This window comes from Acinetobacter sp. NCu2D-2 (assembly GCF_001647675.1).
Classification (GTDB): Bacteria; Pseudomonadota; Gammaproteobacteria; order Pseudomonadales; family Moraxellaceae; genus Acinetobacter.
The window spans coordinates 1148266-1172481 of sequence record NZ_CP015594.1; the positions used below are offsets into that span (position 1 = coordinate 1148266).

Here is a 24216-nt window from a genome sequence, read left to right on the forward strand (position 1 = left end):
TGGTTACAGCGACATGGATGTTGCGTGTATTAGTAGGCTTTTTGATAAGTCTTTGTACTACTTCACTTTATGCGCTTGAGCGTTATGATATAAATGAACTTTGCCATGTCAATGTCAGCGAAGTTTCTAAGGTTAAAACACCGAGTATTGAGCATATTCCTGCACAGGGCTGGATAAAAAAGACTTTGCCTGACAATTGGCAAGTCAGTACATGGAAAGATTACAACGGCGCAGCATGGTATAAAATCCAGTGGTCATTGCAGTGTAAAGAAAATGCGCGTCTTGCAGAGCCTATTGCACTCTCCATTGACTATATTAATAGTGCGGGCGCGGCATATTTAAATAATGACTTACTATGGTCTGACCGCAATTTAGAAGAACCCTTGTCCAAAAGCTGGAATGTGCCACGTTATTGGATACTCCCCATTTCAAGTTTAAAGCCCGATCAGAATGAAGTCTTGGTCTATGTGAATGGCTATGGCTTTCAGAAAGCGGGACTTGGAAAAATCGAATTTAATAACTTGATGGTGAATAACGACAAGCATCTTGGGAAAGTCTGGGATCGTCGTACTTTATTTCAAATTAATATGATCTTATCGGGGACGATAGGTCTGATTTGTTTCATTATTTGGTTATTTAAGCGCAGTGAAACAACCTTTGCATGGATGGCTGTAGCGACGTTATTTTGGATTTTGTTTATTAGTAACATATTGACCACTGAGAATTTTCCATTTCCATCGTCTATATGGACAAGTAAAGTTAACGGTATTTTCTTTATTGCGTATATTCAATGTTTTTGTATTTATTTACTCAGATTTCTGAATAAAAAACACATCAAAACCGAACGCGTGTTTTGGGCAATATTGGTTTTATTTAGTTTGGTTTTGACAATGAGTTCGATTGAAATCATTGCTGAAACGCTTGCACTAAGTTTTATCTTTTATATTTTGCTATTAATCGCCATGATTGGCTATGTCTGTGTTCAAGCCCTTAAAAAACGTGATGGCGAAATTATTTTTTTAGCCATGTGTTTGCTTAGTATTTTGTTTTTTGTGGGTTTGGATATTTATCGTTATAGCAAAGTTGCTGCCGAGGAATTTTCTCCACTTGCGCCCTATACATCGCCTATTATTACGATTTTCATTGTGCTTATACTTGGGCTACGTTTGAATAAAATGTAAAACGTATTGAAAGATTTAATGTGTTTTTAGAAGAGAAAGTTGAGCAGGTCAGTCATGATCTTAAGCAAAGCTTAAATGAAAAACACAGTTTAGAACTGGATAATGTGCGTTTACAGGAACGAATTCATTTGTCGCATGAACTGCACGATAGTTTAGGTGCATCTATTGTTCGTTCTATGATTTTAGTCGATCAAAGTTCACAAAATATTCCTAATAAACACTTTTTGTCGATGCTGAAACTGCTGCGAGACGACTTAAGGCAAATTATTGACAGTGGTGCTTCAGCCAATAGTAAAGTCCCTGAAACGCCGATTTATTGGATAGCACCTGTTCGATATCGATTTACCCAGTTACTCGAAGAAATGGAGATTGCCGTAAAATGGAATATACCGTGCGAGTGGCAGAAAAAACCGACGGCCATGCAATGTTTAACCTTAATTCGTGCCATTGAAGAAAGCTTAACCAATGTCATTAAGCATAGTCAGGCAAGCAGGGTTGAAGTCAGTATGCAGTATGTGTCTGACCAGCATTTAAGTATTTCGATTCAAGATAATGGCGTGGGGTTTGATACAGATAGTGTGCAGCAAAATGGGCTAAGTGTCGGAATGCGAAGTATGCATCTTCGATTAGAAAAACTAGGCGGGACGTTGAGTATTCGTTCTCATAAAGGTTGTACACTCGTCCAAGCAACAATTGAACTCATTGAATAAAAAAAGAGGATCTTTTGATCCTCTTTTGAATACTTTTATTCTTCTTCCGCAGGTGGAACAAGCATGACAACCGAGTCGTTGAGTAAAGCGGCTAAATCTTCAAGAATGTCTTCTTCTGCAAGACTTTCATCAAATGCGATTTCTTCGCCGTCTGCAATCTGTTTCAGCTTGTCGGTAAAGATCTCTGAAATACAAATGCCTTCACCATTTGCCCAGAACATCACATCGCCGTCTTCTTCGGTATAAAGCAAGCGTGAAGCTGGCTCAAGCATGATGCTATAGCCTTGATCGATCACATCAAGTAAATCACCTGATGCAATTTCTTCAGCTTCTGGGATATTTTCAGGATATTTAGGTTCTGACATTAAGCTCATAATTGCATCTTCAAGCACATTTGAATTATGCAATTGCTCAAGTAACTTTTCTTTTAAAAACTCTAGTTCGTTACCAGTCACTTGACCTGCTTTGCTTACTTGATCACGAATGATATCGGTCAGAGGATTACGTAGGTTTTCATTTTCAGAAAATTTATCACCCACACGGTCCATCATGTCGCTGACATTTGGCATGCGGAAGCCAAATGAGAAAGTCAGACAATCATCTTCCGCTACGCCATAATGTGAAAGGCCAGGCGGTACATAGAGTAAGTCACCAGGTGCAAGAATTTCATCAAAATTTACATCCATCTCAGGAAGTAATTTCAATGGCTGACCAGGAACAAATGCAGTATCGGCATCACACATTTGACCTAATTGCCAACGACGATGACCATAACCTTGCACAAGGAACACATCGTAAAAATCGAAATGTTGACCAACTGAACCGCCTTTAGGGGCATAAGACACCATAATGTCATCACGACGCCACTGTGGAATAAACGGGAATTTCTTCCACATTGCTGCCAAGTCAAATGAATAGTGATCAATGGCTTGAACCAAAAGCGTCCAAAGTTTTGGCATTTTTTGAAAATCAGCTTTGATTAAAGGCGATGATTTCACTGACCATTGATTTGGATCGCGATCTTTTTGTTTGATAAGACGTGCAGTGACATTTTCATCTAAGGCAAGTTCAAGCACGTCATTCGGTTCAAGAATGTTGGCAATTTCAGGAATGGCGTTACGAACTAAAAGGGGTTTCTTTTGCCAATATTCGGCAAGGAATTGTTCAGCGGTGATTCCGCCAAGAACATCTAAAGCTTGGGACATGATAAGGACTACAATTAAATTTGGCTTATTGTCCCTTGAACGATATCAACTGTGCAAGGGACATTACTTTAAATGCTGATTTTTATAGTGGATGAATTACGCGAAGGCATATGTTGAACAAGTCGTGATGGTCGCTTTAAAAACAAAAATTGCTATTCTGACGAAAGATAATTTTGGTTAGCTAGTACCGTTGTTCAGTAATGCCGTTCGCCTAAATGATAATAATCTAAAGAAATTAGAACACTTAGGAAAAGTAAAACACGTTATCCGTCTAGGAGATTTTCATGGATTAGATGATCAATTTTATATTGATACATATAATGCTGAGTTTTGGAGTCAGTCAAAACATGATAATTAACCCGAATCGCGGATAAAAATTGACTTGAAAAATAAGAGGTAGAGCCATCAGTTGAGTTACCACACCAAACTCACAACTCTAGTCCCGATGTTTAATAGTACCGAATTATTTTGCTTAATTGATGATTTCTTTCTTAAATTTGAAGCAACTTATTGGGAGTTTCTCAAACAAAACCGTGGTTCCTTAAGAATCAGAACTGCTCAACTTACAATTTCAGAAATCTGCTTTATTGCCATTTGGTACAAATGCTCTCATTTCAATAATTTCAAAGCCTTTTTCAGCTGGTTAAAAGAAGATAAAAGCCATTTATTTAAGTACTTGCCTTGCTATCAAAGGATGATTCATCTGATCAATATGCATGAATTAGCTCTACACGCTTTACATGTGGCACTGATGAAAAGCCAAGGTACACAATATTTATGGATTGATTCAACAACTCTGCCAGTTTGTAAAAATCAACGTATTCAGCGTCATAAATCATTAATCCAAATTGCATCACGTGGTAGAAGCTCAATGGGCTGGTTTTATGGCTGTAAATTACATATTGCAATGAATCAATTTGGTGAAATTGCCTGTTCTGCTTTATCGAATGGACATGTTGCTGACATAAAAATGGTTGAGCAATTGGTTGCTGGTATAGAAGCAAAACTTTACGGGGATCGGGGCTACATCAGCCAAGAATTAAAAATTAGATTGAAAGATCAAGGTATTGATTTAATTACTTATCATCGGAAGAATATGCAGGCTATTCAACTCTGTGCATCAGATGAATATCACCTAAGACAACGCAATAAAATAGAAACATTATTCAGCTTATTGAAGGGGCAATACAATTTAGTGACGAGTAAAGCACGTAGTCTTCATGGATTTCTGAGTGGAATTTACGCCTCACTATGTGCATATCAATTAACCCATCGAAATAAGCCAACAATTCAAATTAAGGAATCATCGGCTTAAGCAGGATTCGGGTTAATTATCCAAATTTATTACCAAAAAAACTCATTGAGCAACATGTAGTACCTCCTATTAAAGATAGTAAATTCTTTATTTTTACTTGTGCAAAATTTCCAGAGTCAGCGCTGTTATTAGAAGAATACAAATTATTAATTACAGCAGATAGTATTCAATATTGGGACGATTGGAAGTATATAAGCTTCTTGAGTAAAATTATTTTATTTTTAATGGGTTTCCGTCTTGGATTATTTATTGGCGGAGCTTGGTTGAAAAGAGTTTCTTCACAACAGAAAAGTCTTAAAGCTAATTTTGATCAATTATTAGAATTGGAATTTACAAGTTTAGTCGCTGCGCATGGGAGTTTATGCAAGGATAATGCAAAATCTAAACTCAAGGATATTGTGTCCAAAACTTTTGAATAGATTTATGTCATACATCATAAAATTTTTGAAATTCCATTATCTTGTTGTTATACACATAATTTGAGACTCGTTATTATTTTATAATTGTTTGTCACAATGGATTTCAATCAATTATATTGACTGAATTAAGAGCGGACTGTTTTGTTAAACTAACAGATTGCAATCAAAAAAACCGAGTCATGTAACTCGGTTTTTTTATGAGCAAGCAAAGAATCAAGGTACTAAAATTTTCAATTCACGTAAAATTTTACAGAGTTGAATCATTGGCATACCCATCAATGTCGTCTGGTCTTGACCAATCATTTCTTCAAACAAGCTAATGCCAAGGCTTTCACATTTAAAGCTGCCTGCACAATAAAGCGGTTGTTCAATTTCAACATAACGCTCAATTTCTGCTTGGGAAAGTTTACGGAATTTCACTTTATAGTGTTCGACCAAGGTGCATTCAAAACCTGAAGATTGTTGTTGAACACTGAGTGCAGTACTGAAATACACAATTTTGTCAGAGTTAGCTTGTAGCTGACGAATGGCTTTTTCAGTGCTTAAAGGTTTACCAATAAAAATATCGGGTGCACCTTCACGCCAAGCTACTTGATCTGAACCAATCACAATGGCATCAGGATTTGCTGTTGCAACATGCTGCGCCTTTTCAAATGCTAAGCGTTTCGCTAAATCATCCGCATGGTTTTCACCACGTGGAGACTCATCAATATCTGGGACAACGATAGAATAGTCTAAACGTAGACGATCCATCAGTTCTTTACGTGTTTGGCTCGATGAAGCCAAAATAATTTTTGCGTTCATTAGACCGCATATTCCTTTAATACTTGCATAGGGACATAAGCTAAAACAGCTTTGTGACACGCTTGAAGTTTGATCGGGGGAGCGAAACCAGCTTCATAAGCTTCAACCCAACGAGTTACGCAAATACACCAGAAATCACCAGGTTGTAATCCGACAAAACCAACTTCAGGAACTGGTGTGATCAGATCATTACCAACTTTTTGTGAAAAGTTTAAAAATTCTGAAGTCATTTGGGCACAAACCGTATGTTGACCTAAATCTGTGGTCGCCGTATGACAAAACCCATTGCGGAAATATCCAGTGATTGGGTCAAAACAACAGCTGGCTAAAGGCTCGTCTAAAACATTTAAACGATTAAGATTTGGGTCTGGATGTATCGACATAAGTGCTGAATCTTAATGAGGCTTTTAACTATCATAACAAAACTTTAGCAATCGTCAGCTTTTCTGCAAAAGAAGCTAACCTTTTTTTGCATAATCATTTAAAATCGCCTCGTTTTGATATCTATAAAGTGAGCTCTACATGAACTTTCAGCGTATGACTGACCTAGATTTGGCAGGTAAACGTGTTCTTATTCGTGAAGATTTAAACGTTCCTGTTAAAAATGGTGTGATTACAAGTGATGCACGTTTACGTGCAGCTTTGCCAACAATTAAAGCTGCGGTTGCAAAAGGCGCTGCGGTAATGGTTTATTCTCACCTTGGTCGTCCAGTTGAAGGTGAGCCGAAAGCTGAACAATCTCTTGCACCTGTTGCTGCTTACTTAACTGAAGCTTTGGGTCAAGAAGTTAAATTATTCACTGACTATTTAGATGGTGTTGAAGTTGCACCAGGTCAAGTGGTTCTTCTTGAAAACTGCCGTTTTAACGTGGGTGAAAAGAAAAACAACCCTGAACTTGCAGCAAAATATGCAGCACTTTGCGATGTATTCGTCATGGATGCATTTGGTACTGCGCACCGTGCAGAAGCGTCAACTGAAGGCGTGGCACGTCTTGCTAAAGTTGCAGCAGCAGGTCCTTTACTTGCAGCAGAGCTTGATGCGCTTGGTCGTGCATTGAAAACACCTGAAAAACCAATGGTTGCAATTGTCGCAGGTTCTAAAGTATCAACTAAACTTGATGTTTTAACTTCACTTTCTGATATCTGTGATCAATTGATCGTGGGTGGTGGTATCGCGAATACATTCTTGGCTGCTGCTGGCTACAACGTAGGTAAATCATTGTGTGAAAATGATTTGATCGACACTGCGAAAGCGATTGCTGCAAAAGTATCTGTTCCACTTCCAACAGATGTTGTGGTTGCAGATGCATCTGAAATCAACTTCGACGATTTCTTAGGTTCATTGGCTGCTGCAAAAGCAGTTGTGAAAAAAGTGGAAGATGTTGCTGACAACGATATGATTTTGGATGTTGGTCCAGAAACAGCGAAAGCATTTGCTGAAATCTTGAAAACTTCAAAAACAATTCTTTGGAATGGTCCAGTAGGCGTGTTTGAAGTGGATCAATTCGGTGAAGGTACTAAGGCATTATCTTTAGCGATTGCTGAATCAGCAGGTTTCTCTATCGCAGGTGGTGGTGATACTTTAGCTGCAATCGACAAATACAACGTGGCTGACAAAATTGGCTATATCTCAACTGGTGGTGGTGCATTCCTTGAATTTGTTGAAGGTAAAACACTTCCTGCGGTTGCTGTACTTTTAGAACGTGCTTAATAATCGCATTGTTGTATGAGTGAAAAAAGCCGACATCATGTCGGCTTTTTTTATGTCAAAAATAAAACTGAAATAATTTGGTCAAATTAACGTCATTAAATTGCAACACAACGGTCATAACATCAAGGATGTCAAAAGATCTGAAATGAGAGAAAGAATGACAAAACTAAGTATGCTAATGGCAACCGTATTGAGTACTGTTTTAGTGGTTGCATGTGCAAAACAGGATGAAGCACAAAATACTGAATCTGAAGCTTCAAGTGCTGTTGTTGAAGAGATTAGCCCAGAACAACAAGCTGCAATTGATGCTATAGACAAACCAATACTAGATGAAAAAAATACCGATGTACCAAACGAAGTAGCCAATGCACCTGCCGATGCAGCAACACCTGATTTGGCAGCTTCTGAAGCCACACCACGTTAAGACTGCATATAAAATAAGAATGTCCCTGCGAAAGCAGGGTTTTTTTATCAAATAATACGTTTATTTGCTGAATTGAAAACGGTTCGCATGTAGAATATGTCGCATTACCTGGGAGGATATTATGGCTCTTATTTCTTTGCGCCAGCTCTTGGATCACGCCGGCGAACATGCTTACGGCGTACCAGCGTTTAACGTAAACAACTTAGAACAAATGCGCGCTATTATGATGGCGGCAGATGAAACAAATTCACCTGTAATCGTACAAGCTTCTGCGGGTGCGCGTAAATATGCAGGTGCACCGTTCTTACGTCACCTTATTTTGGCTGCAATTGAAGAATGGCCACACATTCCAGTGGTTATGCACCAAGACCACGGTACTAGCCCTGATGTATGTCAACGTTCAATCCAATTGGGCTTCTCATCAGTGATGATGGACGGCTCTTTGGGTGAAGATGGTAAAACGCCAACTTCATACGAATATAACGTTGATGTAACTCGTCGTACTGTTCAAATGGCGCACGCTTGTGGTGTTTCAGTTGAAGGTGAAATTGGTTGCCTAGGTAGCCTTGAAACAGGTATGGCTGGTGAAGAAGATGGCGTGGGCGCTGAAGGCGTTCTTGACCATTCTCAACTTCTTACTTCTGTTGAAGAAGCGCGTCAATTCGTTGCAGATACCAATGTAGATGCTTTGGCAATTGCAGTAGGTACTTCACACGGTGCGTACAAATTCACTCGTCCACCTACAGGTGACATCTTAGCGATTGATCGTATTAAAGAGATCCACGCTGCACTTCCAAACACTCACCTTGTGATGCACGGTTCAAGCTCAGTGCCACAAGAATGGTTGAAAGTGATCAATGAATACGGTGGTAACATCGGTGAAACTTACGGTGTGCCTGTAGAACAATTGGTTGATGCAATCAAACATGGTGTTCGCAAAATCAACATCGATACTGACTTACGTTTAGCATCGACTGGTGCAATGCGCCGTATGATGGCTGAAAAACCAAGCGAATTCGACCCACGTAAATTCTTCACTGCAACAATCGAAGCAATGAAGCAAATCTGTGTGGATCGCTATGAAGCATTCGGTACAGCGGGTAACGCAGACAAAATTCGTCCAATTTCATTAGAAAAAATGGTTGCACGTTATAAATAATCGGTCATAGATTATTGCGTTAAAAAAGCCCACAATTTGTGGGCTTTTTCTTTAATAGAAAAACAAAATCATGATGTATAACAAGAGTGGGTTATGGAATTAATTTTTGCTGCTGCAATTTGTAGTGTCGCTGTTTCAATTGTGCTGAAAATTGCCAAACAGCAAGGTTTAAGCGCAATACATATGATTGGTTGGAACTATGCAACTGCAAGTATCTTATGCTTTTTATGGTTTAAACCTGACTTTCAAAGTTTATCAATCACTGACACGCCATGGCTGTTAATTTTAGCTTTAGGTATTTTATTGCCGAGCGTTTTTTTGCTGTTGAGCAAAGCATTGCAAACAGCGGGTATTTTAAAAACAGAAATTGCACAGCGACTTTCTGTGGTGCTCTCACTTGCAGCCGCTTATTTTATTTTTCAGGAACAATTTAGTCAGTCTAAAGTGCTTGGGATTATTTTAGGCATTCTTTCTGTTCTGATTATCTTGTGGTCTAACCGATCGGGTGGAAGCAATGGCAAGCAGGGCATGTTTTATTTAGCCAGCGTTTGGGGCGGCTATGCACTCATTGATGTACTACTTAAATACACCACAGGTTTGGGATTACATTTTCCAGTCGCATTAAACCTGATGTTTATTTGTGCATTTATCGTTTCTATGGCATATCTCAGCTACAAATATAAAAACGTAGGAGATACAAAGAATATTGCAGCAGGCTTATTCTTAGGGCTTTTAAATTTCGCCAATATTGCACTTTATGTGAAAGCGCATATGTTATTAAAAGACACACCAGCGATTGTATTTGCAGGTATGAATATTTTGGTGGTGGTATTTGGCGTGCTTGCAGGTCTGATGGTGTTTAAAGAAAAGTTAAAACCTGCAAGCAGTTTGGGTTTGGTGCTGGGATTGCTTAGTGTGCTTTGCTTAGCATATGCAATGTCTGCTTAAAGTAAGACGTTGCGTAGTCAAGTGGATAACGTACCAAATCTTGAACTTCAGCCGTGCCAAGTAATAAACCCGCTTTTTGGCAGTGTGGGCAATTCGGATAGTGATGTTCTTCTTGAGTGAAACCATTTAAATAGATTTTGTCACAATCGGTGCATTCAAATTTAAGCGGTTTAGTGAGTTGAATAGACATAAGGCACCTCTTTTTATTGTTTATGTTGTGATTATTATTGATTAAGCAAAAAATAGGCCCAAATTGATATAAAAGGGCATTTTTCGGCCCTTTTATATCATAAAAATTAAATTTTGGTGAATATTTGTTCTTCTTTCAGACGAGATTTTGGTAATTTGGCATTAAAGTCATTCTCACTACGATAACCAAAGGTTAAAAGTACCGATGGAATCAGTCCTTTTTCTTTTAATCCAAATTCCTGACTAATGACTTCTTCGTTAAAGCCACCAATTGGCGTCGCATCAATTCCTTCAAGACCTGCAGCAAGTAACATTTGACCTAAAGCAATAAAGGTCTGATTTTCAGCCCAACGACCAATATCACCTTTTTCATTTTTATAATAGTTGACGTAGCCAATACGGGTATTTTTTTGTGCTTCTTTGGCAGCATCACCTTTAAAGCGACCTGCTGATTCATCTTGTGCTAAAAGCTGGTCTAGATGATCTTCTGTAATATCGACTTTAGTGCAAAATAAAATGGTATGAGATGAGTCGAGCACTTTTGGTGCATTGTAGGCATATTGCTCGGTCAAAGCTTTTGCAATACGTTGTTTAGCAGCAGCATCTTCGGCAATGAAAAAATGCCAAGGTTGGATGTTAATTGAAGATGGCGCAAGTCTTAAAACCTGCAATAATTTTTCAAATTGTTCTTGAGGGATTTTTTTACTCGGATCATAAGCTTTTGTGGTGTAACGCGTTTTTGATACCTTGAGTAAATCCATAATCGAACTCCAAACTTTTTTAAATATTCATTAGGTCAGCGTGACATCGAATCAAACGCTGAATACTGCTCATAGTACAATAAATTGATCAGCAATCATCTTATGCTTTAATCGAAACAGATATGTTGCGAATTATCGTCTTATAGTTAAATCTAATAATGAAATAGATATTGCATCTTGGTTAATTTTATCAAGAGGCGTTTAATAATTTGATGAGCCATTACATTGAAGCGAGTAGGTGGTATGCAATACACCAATTACTTTAAACGCAAACTGAAAACTGAACAGCAGATCGGTTTATGGGTCGGTTTAGCAGATGCCTATGGAACTGAAATTGCTGCCAATGCAGGCTACGACTGGTTACTCATTGATGGTGAACATGCACCAAGTGATTTACGTACGACATTGTCACAATTGCAAAGTATTGCAGCCTATCCATCACAAGCGGTGGTTCGTCCACCAATTGGCAGTGTACAACTGATTAAACAGCTCTTGGATATTGGTGCACAGACTTTACTAATACCAATGATTGAAACCGTTGAGCAAGCGGAACTGATGGTCAAAGCGGTACGTTATCCACCACTGGGCGTGCGTGGTGTCGGCGCGGCACTTGCACGTGCAACACGTTGGAACAGTATTCCAAATTATTATCAAACTGCACATGAAGATATTTGTCTTTTAATTCAGATTGAATCTGTGAAAGGTTTAGAAAACCTGGATGACATTCTGAAAATAGACGGTATTGATGGTATTTTTATTGGCGCAGTCGATCTGTCAGCAACGATGGGATACGAAGGCAATCCAAATCATCCTGAAGTGCAAAAAGCCGTGGTTGATGCTATTCAACGGATTCGTACTTCTGGCAAAGCAGCCGGGATTTTATCGACACAACATGAAGTTACCCAAAAGTATTTGGATTTGGGGACTGAATTTGTCGCTGTTGGGGTGGATACCAGTGTGTTGATGAATTCTCTACGTAGTCTATTGGTAAAATATAAACCCGATACTGAAGTTATGCAGTCACAAGGCGGCTATTAAGTACTTTGAGTATTGAATAAAAAAAGCAACTGTACTCAGTTGCTTTTTTTATGATTGAAATTCGTATTTAAAGCTCATGAGTAGATAAGGACTCTTATTCCTTTTTTGTCTTATTTCAACCTTTATTAAAGAAGATAAAAGCTGAGCCTTAAGGTATCAGTATTATCTGGGTTTTAAATTTATTAGCATAAAATCATATATATAAAGCATAAAATGATAATTATAAAAATATGATAAGCACTGTCCATTTTCTTATTTTTCACTGCATAGTTAATGGTGAATAATGTGAATATTCAAGTAATAATGTCGCTTAATACTATGTCTAGTTCAGTTCAAATTCCGAGTTTAGAAACAATTTTGGCTGCTCATCAAGCGCTTAAAAATCAACGTCCACTTGTGCAATGCATTACTAACAGTGTATCTGTGAATTTTATGGCGAATGTCTTACTCAGCGCTGGTGCATCACCTGCAATGGTTGATAATCCTGAAGAAGCAGCAGAATTTATTCGTTATGCAAATGGCTTGGTGGTGAACTTAGGCACGCCGACAGCTGCATTGGTTGAATCAATGCAACTCGCTATTCGTGAAGCTCATCAATTGAATAAACCATGGGTACTTGACCCAATTGCTGCAGGTGCCTTGTCTTGGCGCGGTCAGTTGGCTGCAGATTTCCTTGAATACAAACCGACGGTTATTCGCGGTAATGCATCTGAGATTATTGGTCTAGCGGGTTTAGGCACCAATGCCAAAGGTTTTGATAGTTCTAACGATGCCGCAGATTCCGTTCAAGCTGCACAATCATTGCTTGATCACACAGATGTTGTTTCTGCATCTGGTGAAGTCGATCATATCGTCTCTAAAACTGAAAATGCAGAAGGGACACAATACTGGCTGGCTAAAGTAAAAGGCGGAAGTTTTTTCTTTCCACTTGTGACAGCATCGGGCTGCTCATTAGGCGCATTGGTTGCGGCATATAGTTCTGTGACCACACCTTTTAATGCCGTGGTTGCTGCTCATGCACATTATGCTGTGGCAGGTAAAAAAGCACACTTGAAAACCGATGCACCTGGTGATTTCCAACGTGAATTTATCAATGAGTTGTATAAAGTTAACGCTGATGACTTTGCTGAATACTTGGAATTTAGTGTCGAGGAATTAAAAGCCGCATGAAATCATTGATCAGTGCAGAGGATTTGTTTCGTCGTTTGAATGATGTGCAAATTCTTGAAGTCGGGGCTAAAACAGCAAATGCAACCCAAGCTCAACACGCATTATATGCTTTTGAGCAGGGGCATATTCCAACCGCACAATATGTCGATCTAACGCAACATTTTAGTCAACAAGGCACTGATCTCGATTACCAGCACCCTAATTTAACAGAAATGCGAAATTCACTGTCGCATTTTGGTCTCAATTCCAATCAGCCGATTGTAATTTATGACCGTGAAAATCATATTTGGGCGACTCGTTTGTGGTGGGTGTTACAGGCTTTTGGCATTACTAATGTGTATGTATTGCATGGTGGATTTAAGGCTTGGCAGACTCAAGATTATCCACTTGAACAAGGTTCGCACCAAGCAACACAATCAAAGACTCATCACGACTTTAATTTAAATTTCCAAGCGCAATATTTTGCTGATTTAAATGACGTTAAAGCTGTGGTGAATGGACCGCAGGATGCACAGCTCGTTAATGTACTCCGTCCAGTGGTCTTTCGTGGTGAAGAACTGCGCTATGCACGAGCAGGGCATATTCCAGGCAGCATCAATATCCCATTTGCACAATTTTTAGATGCAGATGGTTTCTTTAAAGATTCTTTTTCAAACTTTCAGGCTGACTTTGGCCTTAATTTAAACCGAGACATCATTATCTACTGTGGAAGTGGCATTACTGCGAGTGGTGCTGCCTTTGCACTACAACAGACTCAGGCAAAATCGATCAAAATCTATGATGGTTCGATGTCCGAGTGGAGTGCAGATCCAAAACTTCCCCTTCAGACAATGATTGAATAATAGGATATTGCAATGGCAATTAAAGCACTTTGGTACTTGAGTACCGCGGATGGTAACTATCCATGGATTCAAGAAGAATTTTATCCTGTAGATTTCAAACGCTATAAAAAATTGGCTCAGACGATTGATCAAGGTGGATTCTACGGTGCATTGGTCGCAACATGGCCAAATGACCCATTAACTTCGGCTTCTTCAGTCGCAGGTTTCACTGAAAATATGAAGTTTTTGGTGGCAGAATATGCAGGATTGACACCAGCAAAACTTCTTGCGGAACAAGCGCTGACATTTGAAAAATTCCACGGTAGCCGTTTATTGTTCAATCACATTAATGGTACACCACAGCGTATTGGAACTTATGGCGTAACCTTAACACCTGAAACTCGTTATGAATTGGGTGAGTCGTACTGGAAAGAATTCCAACAGCATTATGCCAAAGGCTACCGCTCATTATTCCCAAATACTGATTTTACCATTGAGCCAACCACACCAGGGGGTATTCCTTTGTGGGGTACAGGGGATTCAGCAGCAGGAATAGAACATGCAGGTAAAGTCGTCAATACCTATTTACTCATGATTCGTGAGCGTGCACGCGTGAAAGACCAGTTTGCTCGCGCGAAAGCGTCCGCAGAGCGTCAAGGTCGTCGATATGACGATATGGGTGCATTGACCAGTGTTACGGTACGTGAAACTCAAAAAGAAGCAGAGCAACAGTTCTATAAAATTTTTGAAAAAACAGGTGCAGAACTGTTAAAGCAAAAACTTGATGTATCCATTAAGCGTAAAACTAATGGTGAGCAAAGTATTGATAACTTTACTGCACCGGACGCACAGCGTCAGGAATGGGTGGATTATATTCGTAAAGGACAATTGCCACCGCTTGAGTCTTTGCGTTTAGAAGAAAATCTATTTGCAGGGATGAGTGCATGGTCTTCACTGGATATCTTCGGTTATGCGTCATCTGCAGCATATTTGGTCGGTAGCCCGGAAAATATTGCGACACAAGTTGAGAAATATCATGTTGAGACAGGGATGACTGCATTAATCATGTCGGGTTGGCCATTAATTGAAGAAGCAGAATACACATCAAAATTGTTGTTGCCACTGCTTAAAACGATTGGTGAATAATGCAGATTCAATTGCAAACGCGTGGACATATTCTTCACGCACAAGGCGTACTCTTCGATCTTGATGGCACATTAGTTGAGTCCATGGGATCAATTGCAGACATACTTAGGGTATGGGCAGAGCACAACCAACTGGATGTAAATACCGTGATTGATTTCAGTCATGGTAAACGCAGTATCGATATTGTGCGACACTTTATCGACGAGGCGAAGGTATCTGTTGAATATGAGGCGTTAACCCAACGTTTTGTTGTAGCGAGTGATCAAGCAGTTGCCATGAAAGGTGCGAACGCTTTTTTGCAGCAACTTAATGAATTAGATATTCCTTGGGCGGTGGTGAGTTCATCTGAACGTGTGCTAATTAAGGCGCGTTTAGCTGCTGCAGGTTTGCCACTTCCTAAAATGATGGTATCCGCTGAAGATGTCGAACAGGGCAAGCCAAGTCCTGAAGGATATTTAAAAGGTGCAGAATTATTGAATCTTAAAATTCAGGATTGTGTGGTTTTTGAGGATGCACCTTCAGGCATTCAAGCGGCTCAGCAGGCACAAGCTCAGTTGATTACCTTGGGTTCATTGGCTAAATCTTTTGATGTGACTAATATTGATGATTATACCCAGCTGCGACTGAAATAAACCCAAGAAAAGATAAACTCTGATTTGTCAGGGTTTGTCTGTTGAAGCAAGCAAATGACTTATGTGTCATTACAAAGTCATTTGCAATTGAGGTCAATAGCGCGTATAAAGGTAACACTTTAAAGCGAATAGTGTTTTCGCTGGTCTTTTTTAGCTAATTGTGATGTACATATTTCAGGAATGATCCTGAGAAAAATCTTAGTAACTACAGAATTATTATTCAAATCTGGTTTTATTAATCTCTTTGTTGTGTCACGAAAAGCTCATGTAATGAGTAAATATTTTGAAAATTTTAAATCAATGGTATACAGCGACTGCTGTAAATGGCTGTGAAATTAATGTAAAAGTTGTTCCACTTAAACGTAAACAAAGTACTCTTGATGGTTTTATTTGGGTCGATGTTGGATCAATGATTCAATTATCTTCTGGTGAAGAAATCCAATTTAACCTTGATGGTAAAAGTTTCTACACAGGCGTAAATCAACTGTATCGTCTGCAGTAAAAATATTAAAAGAGTGGCTAATATAGCCACTCTTTTAATTTTAAATCTTGTACTTTTATATTTGGCTCAAATTCTAAAATATAAGCAGAATGCTCCCGCCAGTCGCCTAATACAATTCTCTTTTTCGCAGCGATCTCATGCACATGCGCACGATGTGTATGCCCATGAATTAAGACATCGACATTTTGTATTGCATCTCTGACTGCATTTTGATTCACATCCATGACTTCATAACTTTTGAAGTTTTGAGATTTACGACTTTTTTTACGGAATCCATGAGCGAGTTTTTTGCGAAAGACCAATGGTGTTCTTTTTAACAATCCCAACAGTAGTGGATGACGGATGACTTTTTTAAAGCGTTGATAGCTGACATCATCAGTACAGAGAGCATCGCCATGTTCAAGGCGGAATCGAATATCGACAATTTGCAAATAATCAACTTCATTTAAAAGTTGACCTGAAAATTGATCTAGAAATTTTTGTCCTAAGGCAAAATCACGATTACCGACTTGGAAGTAAATTTGATTGCCTGCATCTGTAAATACTTTAAGGTGTTTAATGATGGAGCTTAACCATTCGGATTGATCATCATCACCAATCCAGGCATTAAACCAATCGCCTAAAATATACAGCTGAGTATTCTGATTTTTATAGTGTTGCAATAAATCGAAAAACCCCCGAACGAGTCGAGGGTGATCGGGTGACAAATGTAAATCTGATATAAACAGATAGGTCACTATTTTTTTCCTTGTTTAATTTAATCCCTCCTAACCTCCCTTTATGAAAGGGAGGAAAGTCCCTCTTTTTAAAAGAGGGATTTAGGGAGATTAATTACTCAGAAATGATTTTAGCTGATTCGATTACAACGTTTTCTAGAGGAACGTCAGCGTGGTAGCCACGGTTACCTGTACGAACGCCTTTAATTTCGTTCACAACGTCCATGCCTTCAACTACTTTACCAAATACGGCATAACCCCAACCTTGAGCAGTTTTGCCAGTGTGGTTAAGGAAAGAGTTGTTTTTCACGTTGATGAAGAACTGTGCAGAAGCAGAGTGAGGTGCTTGAGTACGCGCCATCGCGATTGTACCCACGTCATTGCTTAGACCGTTGTCAGCTTCGTTTTCAATAGAATCACGAGTTGCTTTTTCTTTGAAGTTTTCATCCATGCCACCGCCTTGGATCATGAAACCGTCAATTACACGGTGGAAAATTACGCCGTCATAAAAACCGTCGCGAACGTATTCTAAGAAGTTAGCCACTGTTTTAGGTGCTTTTTCAGCGTTTAATTCAAGAACAATACGACCTTTATTGGTGTTTAATTCGACTTGAGGAAAACTCATTGTGTAATCTCCTAATCATGGACAGAAGTGCCATGGTTTTTTTGAATGAGAGAAGCATAAGCAAACTCTAAACGACAAGGCAAGTAAAAAACATGACTTTCTTTATAAAAACATCAAAATAGTATCTTATTTATGCAGTGCTTATGGTAGAAATTTACATAATGATACGCAGGCGTCTTTTATCTACAAAGACATTACTCAGATTTTGAAGTTGAGTTTTCAAACTAAAAACTAGCTGTCTGAATAGGAAACAAATACAACAGTTAGCAGTTGAGAGATTGATCACCTATCGTTAAACTAATAAACCTTTTATTGAAACTGCATCACCAGATTCAGCGGTGTGAAGTTTGGTAAATCCCTTATTTTAACTTTAGAAGTGAATGATTGATCATGAAGCCAAATGATGTTGTGACATCTCTGCCCGAGAACCCGACCCAAAACAAGAATGCAGTCGATTCAGCGCAGCAGCAGGAACAACAACCGGGTTTAGACTTTGTGCGCCAAGTCATCACCGATGATTTAGAAGCAGGTCGTACTGCTCAAGTGGTGACACGTTTCCCACCTGAACCAAATGGCTATCTACATATTGGTCATGTAAAAGCAATTTGCTTAAACTTTGGTGTTGCTCAAGAATTCGGTGGTTACTGTAACCTTCGTTTTGATGACACCAACCCTGATGCTGAAGAACAAGAATACGTTGATGGTATTGCCAATGATGTGAAATGGCTTGGTTTTGAATGGAAAGGTGAACCATGCTACGCATCTAGCTATTTTGACCAGCTTTACACTTGGGCAATCCAATTGATTGAACAAGGTGATGCTTATGTTGACCTTCAAACACCTGAAGAAATCCGTGTCAATCGTGGTAACTTCGTAGAGCCTGGTAAAAACTCACCACAGCGTGATGCGACTGTTGCAGAAAACCTAGAGCGCTTTGAAAAAATGCGTAATGGTGAATATGCTGAAGGTCAGGCTGTATTGCGTGCCAAAATTGATATGGCATCTCCAAACGTGCATATGCGTGATCCGATCTTGTATCGTATTTTGCATTCTGAACACCATCAAACAGGCGATAAATGGAAAATTTATCCAATGTACGACTATGCGCATCCATTATCAGATGCCATTGAAGGTGTTACACACTCTTTATGTACGCTTGAGTTCCAGGATCACCGTCCATTCTATGACTGGGTGGTTGAAAAAGTTAAATCTCCAGCAATACCACGTCAGTACGAGTCTAGCCGTTTAAATGTAGATTACACCATTACTTCTAAGCGTAAATTACGTAAATTGGTAGAAGGTAACTATGTCAATGGTTGGGATGATCCTCGTATGCCAACGGTTGTCGGTATGCGCCGTCGTGGTTTTACGCCTGAAGGTTTACGTGATTTCTGTAAACGTGTTGGTGTCTCTAAAGTAGATGGCAGTATTGTTGATGTATCGATGCTTGAATATTGCATCCGTCAATCTTTAGAAAATACAGCGGCACGTGGTATGGCAGTGTTAAATCCACTCAAAGTGACTTTAACCAACTTACCTGTGGATATGGATCTTAGTCATGCACGTCATCCGAATGTAGACATGGGCGATCGTATCATTCCGTTAACCTCTGAAATCTACATCGACCGTAAAGACTTTGAAGAAGAGCCACCAAAAGGTTTTAAACGTTTAATTCCGGGTGGTGAAGTACGTTTACGCCACGCTTACGTAATTAAATGTGATGAAGTAATTAAAGATGCAAACGGCGAAGTCATTGAACTTAAATGCTCAATTGATCCTGAAACTTTAGGTAAAAACCCTGAAGGTCGTAAGGTGAAAGGTGTTGTGCATTGGGTTTCAGCAACTCAAGGTATTCCTGCTGAAGTTCGTATTTATGATCGCCTATTTACAGAATCTGATCCTGAAACAGGTGATGACTTCCTTGCAAACTTGAACCCTGATTCATTAAAAGTCGTTCAAGCTGTCATTGAGCCAGCACTTGCGCAAGCCAAACCTGAAGATCGTTTCCAATTTGAACGTGAAGGTTACTTTGTTGCAGATCAACATGATCATACAAGTGAAAAACCAGTGTTTAACCGTATTTTAGATTTGAAAGATAGTTTCAAACCTGCTAAATAGGTTAGACAGCAATAAAAAGCTCAACTTCGGTTGAGCTTTTTTAATGGAGCAGTACGCGCATGATTGTTCGCGATAAAAGTAATAGTCTCGGTTTATTGTTTGCTTGGCACGGTACGATCTTACCGAAAGTTTTGCCAGCTTTAGCTTTAGTCGTCTTAATTTCGAGTATTTTGGTCTATCTAAGCCGAATGCACTTTTTTAATCTTCCTGCCGTACCTGCGATTGGTTTTACCATTTTTGGTGTGATTCTTTCTATTTTCATGAGCTTTCGTAACAGTGCGTGTTATGAGCGTTGGTGGGAAGGGCGAAAACTATGGGGAGCTTTGATTGCTACTACGCGGCATTTAAGTCGTGATAGCTATGTACTGGATCAAATGCTAGAGAATATCTATTGAACCGCACTATGCTGTTTACGCATTTATTGCGTGATCGTTTAAGCCATCGTGAGCAGAGCATCGAATTTTATCATTTAACGTCAAATTTTAGCGCAGAACAGTTTGAGCAAATCAGAGGACAAGTGAATCCACCGCAGTGGGTACTAGAGCAAATGCAAAAGGATTTGGCACATGCGTATAAGAAGGGAAGTATTAGCGATATTATTTACCACAATTTAAATCAACATACAGTGGCACTTGGGGATATTCAGGCGGGCTGTGACCGTATTATTACTACACCATTACCGTTTGCTTATTCAGTGCTGTTACACCGCACAGTATATTCATTTTGTTTTATTCTGCCGTTTAGCTTAGAAGCAAGTTTGGGATTGTGGACTCCGATATTGGTGGCATTGATTGCATATTTATTTTTAGGTTTAGATGCCTTAAGTGGGGAACTTGAAGAACCATTTGGACTTCAAGATAACGATTTAGCTTTAGATTCGATTGTAAGATTGGTGGAAAGAGAAACACTTAGCTCATTAGGGCATACCGCGTTGCCTGAGATGATTCCAAGTTATAAAGGTCATTTAAGTTAAAAGTGACATTCATAAAAAAAGCGCCGTATTTCGGCGCTTTTTATTTAAGTTTCTTTAGGTCACTTCGTTCCTGTTGAAACTGTTCATGGAGCTGTTGATAGTGTTCAAACCGTTCTTTGGCTTTGTCACGCAATTTCTTCTTGATATATAGCACTAAAGCAAAGCTGGTCGTTGTCAGGGTCAAGAACATACTGTTCATAAAGCTCATCATCGAGCTGATATAGCCAATCGTAGTTAAACGATTCATCATCCGAATCACTTGAGGGCTACTTTCTACGCCTGTTATGGCCCAAGTACATAGATGCTCGCAATTATTAATAATCAGATGATAATTGTTTTCATGCATGCGTGAGCGCATACGGCGGACTACTTTACGACCTTTGTATTTGGGTGTGTCATAGTGTTGAACGTGGATCGGTTTGCCATTACTGAATTTTTCAATTGAAGTAATTTCAATCGGATGTTTTTTAAAAAAATGGGCAAAACCTGAATAATGAATGACACGACCTCGTCCAGCATATATTCCATGATGGGTATAGCCGAAATGTTTAACCATAAGGTGGGAACCTAAAGGAAACCGTGGAGTGTATTGCATAGACCTAAACAAAATGTTGTACAGGGGATTTTCTTTTCTAAGTGTAACGTTTTTTTAATCGTTTAGCGACAGGAGTGGTTGAATATTAATCTAAATAGAAATGGCTGATGAGGTTATTCAAATTTTTAATAGCCTAAGCATTATTCTAAATTTATTTGATTGACGTAAAAAAAAGCATTTGATGTTTCAAATGCTTTTTTAAGAAGGCAGCGTACCTATTGCAATGGGGCATGCTGAAGTTCATTTAGCTCCTTACGGCTATAACCGCGTGAAGCCAGAACTTTCTTAATCCCAATAATTACATCTTCATCGGTTGCTTTTGCAAGCGCCTCAAGAAGTTGTTCATTTGATTTGCAAGAGCAATCATTTTCGACACAAGCCACTTGGTTCTTATGTCCATTTTTTTGTTCATTTTCGAACAATTTATGCCAAAAACTCATAGAGCCTTCATACACAACCTAACATAAGGTGCAATATAGTCAGTTTTATAAATAAAGCAAGATTAGCATTGTGAAGTGCGGCACATTTAATCGGTATATTTTCCGATCAATTATGAGATGCTTAATGACATATTTTAGGGGTTACTTAGGTGAGTGCGCTAAGTGATTTTTTTTAAAGGGAAATAAAAAAGGAGCTCGTTAAAGCTCCTTTTTGCTTAGTGCATATGACTTGAAATAAATTGTTTAAATCTTTTCAAGTAGAACGCCAGATTCGACATGATGGGTATAAGGGAATTGGTCGAACATTGCCAACTGGGTCACTTTATGGGTTCGAGACAAAGTTTTTAAGTTGTCATGCAACGTATCAGGATTACATGAAATATAAATTATACGCTCAAAACGTTGCAGCAGTTTTAAAGTTTCGTCATCGATACCTGCACGTGGTGGATCGACAAATACAGTATCAAAGTCATAAGTTGAAATATCAATATTAGCTTCTTGCAGGCGACGGAATTCACGTTCACCGTTATAGGCTTGCGTAAAGTCTTCAGCAGAAAGACGAGCCACTTGAATGTTATCAATTTGGTTTTGTTCAATATTCCACTGTGCAGCATAAACCGATGATTTTGCCAGTTCAGTCGCTAGCACACGGCGGAACTTAGTTGAAAGCGGTAGAGTAAAGTTACCATTACCACAGTATAGTTCGAGTAAATCTTTGTCAGACTTATCAGCGACAGTACATGCCCATTCCAACATTTTTTGACAAACTTGAGCATTCGGTTGAGTAAAGCTGCTTTCGATTTGTTTATAACGGTATAGACGGTCAAAAACCTTAAGCTCTTCAACCACGAATTCATCTGTTAAAACAAACTTCTGACCGCGGCTACGACCAATCAATTTAATATTCAGTTCGTCAGCTAGTTTTTTTGCTGCAGGTTCCCAGGTTTCATCTAATTTGCGATGGTAAATCAGTGAAACCAGCATTTCACCTTTTAATGTTGCAAGGAAGTGCACTTCAAATAAACGAGAGCCTAAAATAGGATCTGCTTTAAATGCGGTGAGCAATTTCGGCATTAAGTCGTTAATGCTTTTGTCTGCAACAGGGAATTCATCGATACGGATGACTTTTTTATTGTTATTTTCATCACGTTCAAACATGGCATAAAACAAATCATCTTCCGTATGCCAAATACGGAATTCAGCTCGCATACGGTAATATTGTTCAGGCGATTGGAAAACTTGTAATGCAGGTGGATTAAATTCGGCGAATTGGGCAGAAATACGTTCAACTTTTGCATCAAGTTGTTGCTGATAAGATGAAGTCATATGCAATAAAAAATCGAAATATTTTAAAACGCAAATGGTAGCAAAATTTTGATCTGATGCCTAAGACTATTGAGGTACAAACCAAGATTTAGAGCATTTCTTGATTGTAATTTTGAAAATATAAATTGCTTGATAGCACATGTGTGAAAAAAATTGGAGTAAATAAAGCAATAGATATGATGAGCATATCGTCTCAATGCTAGAATTAAGCTTCTATAGCTATGTTCATATGCTTGTATCAAGCACATAGCCGATACTTTAAAAGCAAAAGAGATCCTGTAATATGACGCTAGCTTATTTGACACTTGATCGAATTGATATTCGAATTTTGGAAATTTTGCAAAATGATGGAAAGGTGTCGAATATTAAACTGGCTGAAATGGTCAATCTATCTCCAACAGCTGCGTTAACGCGCGTGCAAAAGCTCACTAAAGAAGGTTTTATCGTGGGTTACGAGGCACGTCTCAATCCTAATTTGCTCAATAATGCTTTTTTGGTCTTTGTTGAGATTATGGTCGATAAAACTTACCCCAATGTTTTAGATGCTTTTACCGATGCAGTCAAACAAATACCAGAAATTGTTGAATGTCATATGATTAGTGGTGGTTTTGATTTTGTCGCTAAAATTCGCTGTGCAAATATGGAAGACTTCCGCCGTATTTCTGGTCAAGTGCTATGGCAATTACCAGGACTGAAGGAAACGCGTAGTTATCCTGTTATGGAAGTGATTAAAGAGACACAAAAACTGAAACTCAAAGCAGGAATACAAACCCAATAAAACATGAAGATGTCAAGCTTTAGCTTTGGATGTGTCTTATAGCTTGTTATCATGATTGTGATGTTTTTACTTCGATAGATCCCACATGTTTAATAAACTCACCTCACTTTTTAAAAGCTCAAATACCAAATTGGCTGAAGCATATCTTGCAGAACATCAAATTGAATTCAGTGAAGAGTATGGATTTATTGTCGGTGGAGTTCGTTTAAATGAATCGCTAGGAGAGCGTCTTGAGTTTTTATCTAATCGCCGTTTAAAGAAATTTGATGATTTGGCAGCTTTATATTCAGCAGCAATGATTATCAATGAAAAAATTGACTTAGAAATTGCCTCTGGGCGTTATTTTGCGAGACTTGGTAACAATAAAGAAAATTTGCTTGAATTTAAGCAGATCGTGAAATTACTTAATGATTATTATCGTCAGTTTATCCGTGATCAAAAGTAATTCATGAATCGTTAAAAGTGTAATGATGGATAATAAAAATAACCAAGTCAGTGATCTATCACATGA

General features: G+C 38.8%; 25 protein-coding genes and 2 pseudogenes. 17 read left to right on the plus strand and 10 right to left on the minus strand.

The genetic code is table 11. The features are described 5' to 3' along the window. The first annotated feature begins 17 nt into the window (after positions 1-17). Positions 18-1891: pseudogene (locus A3K93_RS05380) on the plus strand (ATP-binding protein). Between the two features lie 35 nt (positions 1892-1926). On the opposite strand, the gene A3K93_RS05385 reads toward A3K93_RS05380, so the two are convergent. Next, positions 1927-3096 carry a ribosomal protein uL16 3-hydroxylase gene (locus tag A3K93_RS05385; protein ID WP_067729613.1) on the minus strand — a complete coding sequence of 390 codons (1170 nt, stop codon included), beginning with the start codon at positions 3094-3096 and terminating at the stop codon, positions 1927-1929. A gap of 445 nt (positions 3097-3541) precedes the next feature. Here A3K93_RS05385 and A3K93_RS05390 point away from each other — a divergent pair, with 445 nt between their 5' ends. Both A3K93_RS05390 and A3K93_RS05395 read left to right on the plus strand, forming a co-directional pair. Next, positions 3542-4411, plus strand: coding sequence for an IS982 family transposase (locus A3K93_RS05390; protein WP_067729615.1), 870 nt, complete (start codon positions 3542-3544; stop codon positions 4409-4411). Positions 4412-4611: 200 nt separating this feature from the next. Next, on the plus strand, positions 4612-4830 hold the full coding sequence (locus A3K93_RS05395; protein WP_157883262.1) for a hypothetical protein: 219 nt from the start codon (positions 4612-4614) through the stop codon (positions 4828-4830). A gap of 213 nt (positions 4831-5043) precedes the next feature. On the opposite strand, the gene A3K93_RS05400 is transcribed toward A3K93_RS05395, so the two are convergent. Together A3K93_RS05400 and A3K93_RS05405 are read right to left on the minus strand one after the other, a co-directional pair. After that, positions 5044-5634 (minus strand): Maf family protein, encoded by a 591-nt coding sequence (locus tag A3K93_RS05400; protein ID WP_067729620.1) that lies wholly within the window; start codon positions 5632-5634, stop codon positions 5044-5046. Then, positions 5634-6017, minus strand: a complete 384-nt coding sequence (locus A3K93_RS05405; RefSeq protein WP_067729623.1) for a DUF2237 family protein — start codon at positions 6015-6017, stop codon at positions 5634-5636. The genes A3K93_RS05400 and A3K93_RS05405 overlap by 1 nt, the downstream gene beginning before the upstream one ends. 139 nt (positions 6018-6156) lie before the next feature. On the opposite strand from A3K93_RS05405, the gene A3K93_RS05410 reads away from it, so the two are divergent. The 4 genes from A3K93_RS05410 to A3K93_RS05425 all read left to right on the plus strand — a co-directional run bounded on the left by A3K93_RS05410 (position 6157) and on the right by A3K93_RS05425 (position 9875). After that, complete coding sequence (locus A3K93_RS05410) at positions 6157-7344, plus strand: phosphoglycerate kinase (RefSeq protein ID WP_067729625.1); 1188 nt, start codon at positions 6157-6159, stop codon at positions 7342-7344. A 157-nt stretch (positions 7345-7501) separates the two neighbouring features. Next, positions 7502-7768 (plus strand): hypothetical protein, encoded by a 267-nt coding sequence (locus tag A3K93_RS05415; RefSeq protein ID WP_081408515.1) that lies wholly within the window; start codon positions 7502-7504, stop codon positions 7766-7768. Positions 7769-7889: 121 nt separating this feature from the next. Continuing rightward, the gene (gene fba / locus A3K93_RS05420; RefSeq protein ID WP_067729628.1) at positions 7890-8927 is read left to right on the plus strand and encodes a class II fructose-bisphosphate aldolase; all 1038 of its coding nucleotides are present in this window, start codon (positions 7890-7892) and stop codon (positions 8925-8927) included. A gap of 93 nt (positions 8928-9020) precedes the next feature. Then, positions 9021-9875, plus strand: coding sequence for a DMT family transporter (locus tag A3K93_RS05425; protein WP_067729630.1), 855 nt, complete (start codon positions 9021-9023; stop codon positions 9873-9875). Here the strand turns inward: A3K93_RS05425 and A3K93_RS05430 are convergent. Next, positions 9838-10065 (minus strand): hypothetical protein, encoded by a 228-nt coding sequence (locus A3K93_RS05430; RefSeq protein ID WP_067729632.1) that lies wholly within the window; start codon positions 10063-10065, stop codon positions 9838-9840. The two genes, A3K93_RS05425 and A3K93_RS05430, sit on opposite strands and share 38 nt — an antisense overlap. Positions 10066-10171: 106 nt before the next feature. Further along, a complete protein-coding gene (nfsB, locus tag A3K93_RS05435) occupies positions 10172-10825 on the minus strand; it encodes an oxygen-insensitive NAD(P)H nitroreductase (RefSeq protein WP_067729634.1) in 654 nt (217 codons plus the stop codon). Positions 10826-11068: 243 nt separating this feature from the next. On the opposite strand from nfsB, the gene hpaI reads away from it, so the two are divergent. From hpaI to A3K93_RS05465, 6 genes are all read left to right on the plus strand, one after another. Next, on the plus strand, positions 11069-11863 hold the full coding sequence (gene hpaI / locus A3K93_RS05440) for a 4-hydroxy-2-oxoheptanedioate aldolase (RefSeq protein ID WP_067729636.1): 795 nt from the start codon (positions 11069-11071) through the stop codon (positions 11861-11863). A gap of 318 nt (positions 11864-12181) precedes the next feature. Continuing rightward, positions 12182-13033: a hydroxyethylthiazole kinase gene (thiM, locus tag A3K93_RS05445; RefSeq protein WP_067731678.1), complete on the plus strand. Its 852-nt coding sequence runs from the start codon at positions 12182-12184 to the stop codon at positions 13031-13033. After that, the gene (locus tag A3K93_RS05450) at positions 13030-13875 is read left to right on the plus strand and encodes a sulfurtransferase (RefSeq protein WP_067729638.1); all 846 of its coding nucleotides are present in this window, start codon (positions 13030-13032) and stop codon (positions 13873-13875) included. The genes thiM and A3K93_RS05450 overlap by 4 nt, the downstream gene beginning before the upstream one ends. A gap of 12 nt (positions 13876-13887) precedes the next feature. Beyond that, positions 13888-15000: an LLM class flavin-dependent oxidoreductase gene (locus tag A3K93_RS05455; RefSeq protein ID WP_067729640.1), complete on the plus strand. Its 1113-nt coding sequence runs from the start codon at positions 13888-13890 to the stop codon at positions 14998-15000. Further along, a complete protein-coding gene (locus tag A3K93_RS05460) occupies positions 15000-15632 on the plus strand; it encodes an HAD-IA family hydrolase (RefSeq protein WP_067729642.1) in 633 nt (210 codons plus the stop codon). Before A3K93_RS05455 ends, A3K93_RS05460 begins: the two co-directional genes overlap by 1 nt. Positions 15633-15915: 283 nt before the next feature. Then, positions 15916-16134 carry a transposase gene (locus A3K93_RS05465; RefSeq protein WP_067729644.1) on the plus strand — a complete coding sequence of 73 codons (219 nt, stop codon included), beginning with the start codon at positions 15916-15918 and terminating at the stop codon, positions 16132-16134. 17 nt (positions 16135-16151) lie between these two features. Here the strand turns inward: A3K93_RS05465 and A3K93_RS05470 are convergent, their stop codons facing one another. Both A3K93_RS05470 and A3K93_RS05475 read right to left on the minus strand, forming a co-directional pair. Continuing rightward, positions 16152-16871, minus strand: a complete 720-nt coding sequence (locus A3K93_RS05470) for a UDP-2,3-diacylglucosamine diphosphatase (protein WP_067729646.1) — start codon at positions 16869-16871, stop codon at positions 16152-16154. A 94-nt stretch (positions 16872-16965) separates the two neighbouring features. Next, entirely contained in the window at positions 16966-17475 is a 510-nt protein-coding gene (locus A3K93_RS05475) for a peptidylprolyl isomerase (protein WP_067729648.1), read from the minus strand. Positions 17476-17865: 390 nt separating this feature from the next. Here A3K93_RS05475 and A3K93_RS05480 point away from each other — a divergent pair, with 390 nt between their 5' ends. Continuing rightward, positions 17866-19593, plus strand: coding sequence for a glutamine--tRNA ligase/YqeY domain fusion protein (locus A3K93_RS05480; protein ID WP_067729651.1), 1728 nt, complete (start codon positions 17866-17868; stop codon positions 19591-19593). Between the two features lie 59 nt (positions 19594-19652). Further along, positions 19653-20566 (plus strand): annotated as a pseudogene (locus A3K93_RS05485) (bestrophin family protein). A gap of 40 nt (positions 20567-20606) precedes the next feature. Here the strand turns inward: A3K93_RS05485 and A3K93_RS05490 are convergent. From A3K93_RS05490 to trmA, 3 genes are all read right to left on the minus strand, one after another. Continuing rightward, on the minus strand, positions 20607-21161 hold the full coding sequence (locus A3K93_RS05490) for a lecithin retinol acyltransferase family protein (protein WP_081408517.1): 555 nt from the start codon (positions 21159-21161) through the stop codon (positions 20607-20609). 215 nt (positions 21162-21376) lie between these two features. Beyond that, complete coding sequence (locus tag A3K93_RS05495; RefSeq protein WP_067729656.1) at positions 21377-21601, minus strand: hypothetical protein; 225 nt, start codon at positions 21599-21601, stop codon at positions 21377-21379. Between the two features lie 243 nt (positions 21602-21844). Continuing rightward, complete coding sequence (trmA, locus tag A3K93_RS05500; RefSeq protein ID WP_067729658.1) at positions 21845-22927, minus strand: tRNA (uridine(54)-C5)-methyltransferase TrmA; 1083 nt, start codon at positions 22925-22927, stop codon at positions 21845-21847. A gap of 283 nt (positions 22928-23210) precedes the next feature. Between trmA and A3K93_RS05505 the strand changes: the two genes are divergently transcribed. Both A3K93_RS05505 and A3K93_RS05510 read left to right on the plus strand, forming a co-directional pair. Next, positions 23211-23705, plus strand: coding sequence for an Lrp/AsnC ligand binding domain-containing protein (locus tag A3K93_RS05505; protein ID WP_067729660.1), 495 nt, complete (start codon positions 23211-23213; stop codon positions 23703-23705). Positions 23706-23790: 85 nt separating this feature from the next. After that, the gene (locus A3K93_RS05510; protein WP_067729662.1) at positions 23791-24150 is read left to right on the plus strand and encodes a hypothetical protein; all 360 of its coding nucleotides are present in this window, start codon (positions 23791-23793) and stop codon (positions 24148-24150) included. Positions 24151-24216 lie beyond the last annotated feature (66 nt).

Coding starts and splice junctions, on each gene's coding strand:
- hpaI (WP_067729636.1), top strand. CDS start 11,069: ATGCAATACACCAATTACTTTAAACGCAAACTGAAAACTGAACAGCAG.
- A3K93_RS05495 (WP_067729656.1), bottom strand. CDS start 21,601: ATGAGTTTTTGGCATAAATTGTTCGAAAATGAACAAAAAAATGGACAT.
- A3K93_RS05425 (WP_067729630.1), top strand. CDS start 9,021: ATGGAATTAATTTTTGCTGCTGCAATTTGTAGTGTCGCTGTTTCAATT.
- A3K93_RS05400 (WP_067729620.1), bottom strand. CDS start 5,634: ATGAACGCAAAAATTATTTTGGCTTCATCGAGCCAAACACGTAAAGAA.
- A3K93_RS05405 (WP_067729623.1), bottom strand. CDS start 6,017: ATGTCGATACATCCAGACCCAAATCTTAATCGTTTAAATGTTTTAGAC.
- trmA (WP_067729658.1), bottom strand. CDS start 22,927: ATGACTTCATCTTATCAGCAACAACTTGATGCAAAAGTTGAACGTATT.
- A3K93_RS05510 (WP_067729662.1), top strand. CDS start 23,791: ATGTTTAATAAACTCACCTCACTTTTTAAAAGCTCAAATACCAAATTG.
- A3K93_RS05450 (WP_067729638.1), top strand. CDS start 13,030: ATGAAATCATTGATCAGTGCAGAGGATTTGTTTCGTCGTTTGAATGAT.
- fba (WP_067729628.1), top strand. CDS start 7,890: ATGGCTCTTATTTCTTTGCGCCAGCTCTTGGATCACGCCGGCGAACAT.
- A3K93_RS05430 (WP_067729632.1), bottom strand. CDS start 10,065: ATGTCTATTCAACTCACTAAACCGCTTAAATTTGAATGCACCGATTGT.
- A3K93_RS05455 (WP_067729640.1), top strand. CDS start 13,888: ATGGCAATTAAAGCACTTTGGTACTTGAGTACCGCGGATGGTAACTAT.
- A3K93_RS05505 (WP_067729660.1), top strand. CDS start 23,211: ATGACGCTAGCTTATTTGACACTTGATCGAATTGATATTCGAATTTTG.
- A3K93_RS05480 (WP_067729651.1), top strand. CDS start 17,866: ATGAAGCCAAATGATGTTGTGACATCTCTGCCCGAGAACCCGACCCAA.
- thiM (WP_067731678.1), top strand. CDS start 12,182: ATGTCTAGTTCAGTTCAAATTCCGAGTTTAGAAACAATTTTGGCTGCT.
- A3K93_RS05390 (WP_067729615.1), top strand. CDS start 3,542: ATGTTTAATAGTACCGAATTATTTTGCTTAATTGATGATTTCTTTCTT.
- A3K93_RS05410 (WP_067729625.1), top strand. CDS start 6,157: ATGAACTTTCAGCGTATGACTGACCTAGATTTGGCAGGTAAACGTGTT.
- nfsB (WP_067729634.1), bottom strand. CDS start 10,825: ATGGATTTACTCAAGGTATCAAAAACGCGTTACACCACAAAAGCTTAT.
- A3K93_RS05490 (WP_081408517.1), bottom strand. CDS start 21,161: ATGCAATACACTCCACGGTTTCCTTTAGGTTCCCACCTTATGGTTAAA.
- A3K93_RS05460 (WP_067729642.1), top strand. CDS start 15,000: ATGCAGATTCAATTGCAAACGCGTGGACATATTCTTCACGCACAAGGC.
- A3K93_RS05475 (WP_067729648.1), bottom strand. CDS start 17,475: ATGAGTTTTCCTCAAGTCGAATTAAACACCAATAAAGGTCGTATTGTT.
- A3K93_RS05415 (WP_081408515.1), top strand. CDS start 7,502: ATGACAAAACTAAGTATGCTAATGGCAACCGTATTGAGTACTGTTTTA.
- A3K93_RS05385 (WP_067729613.1), bottom strand. CDS start 3,096: ATGTCCCAAGCTTTAGATGTTCTTGGCGGAATCACCGCTGAACAATTC.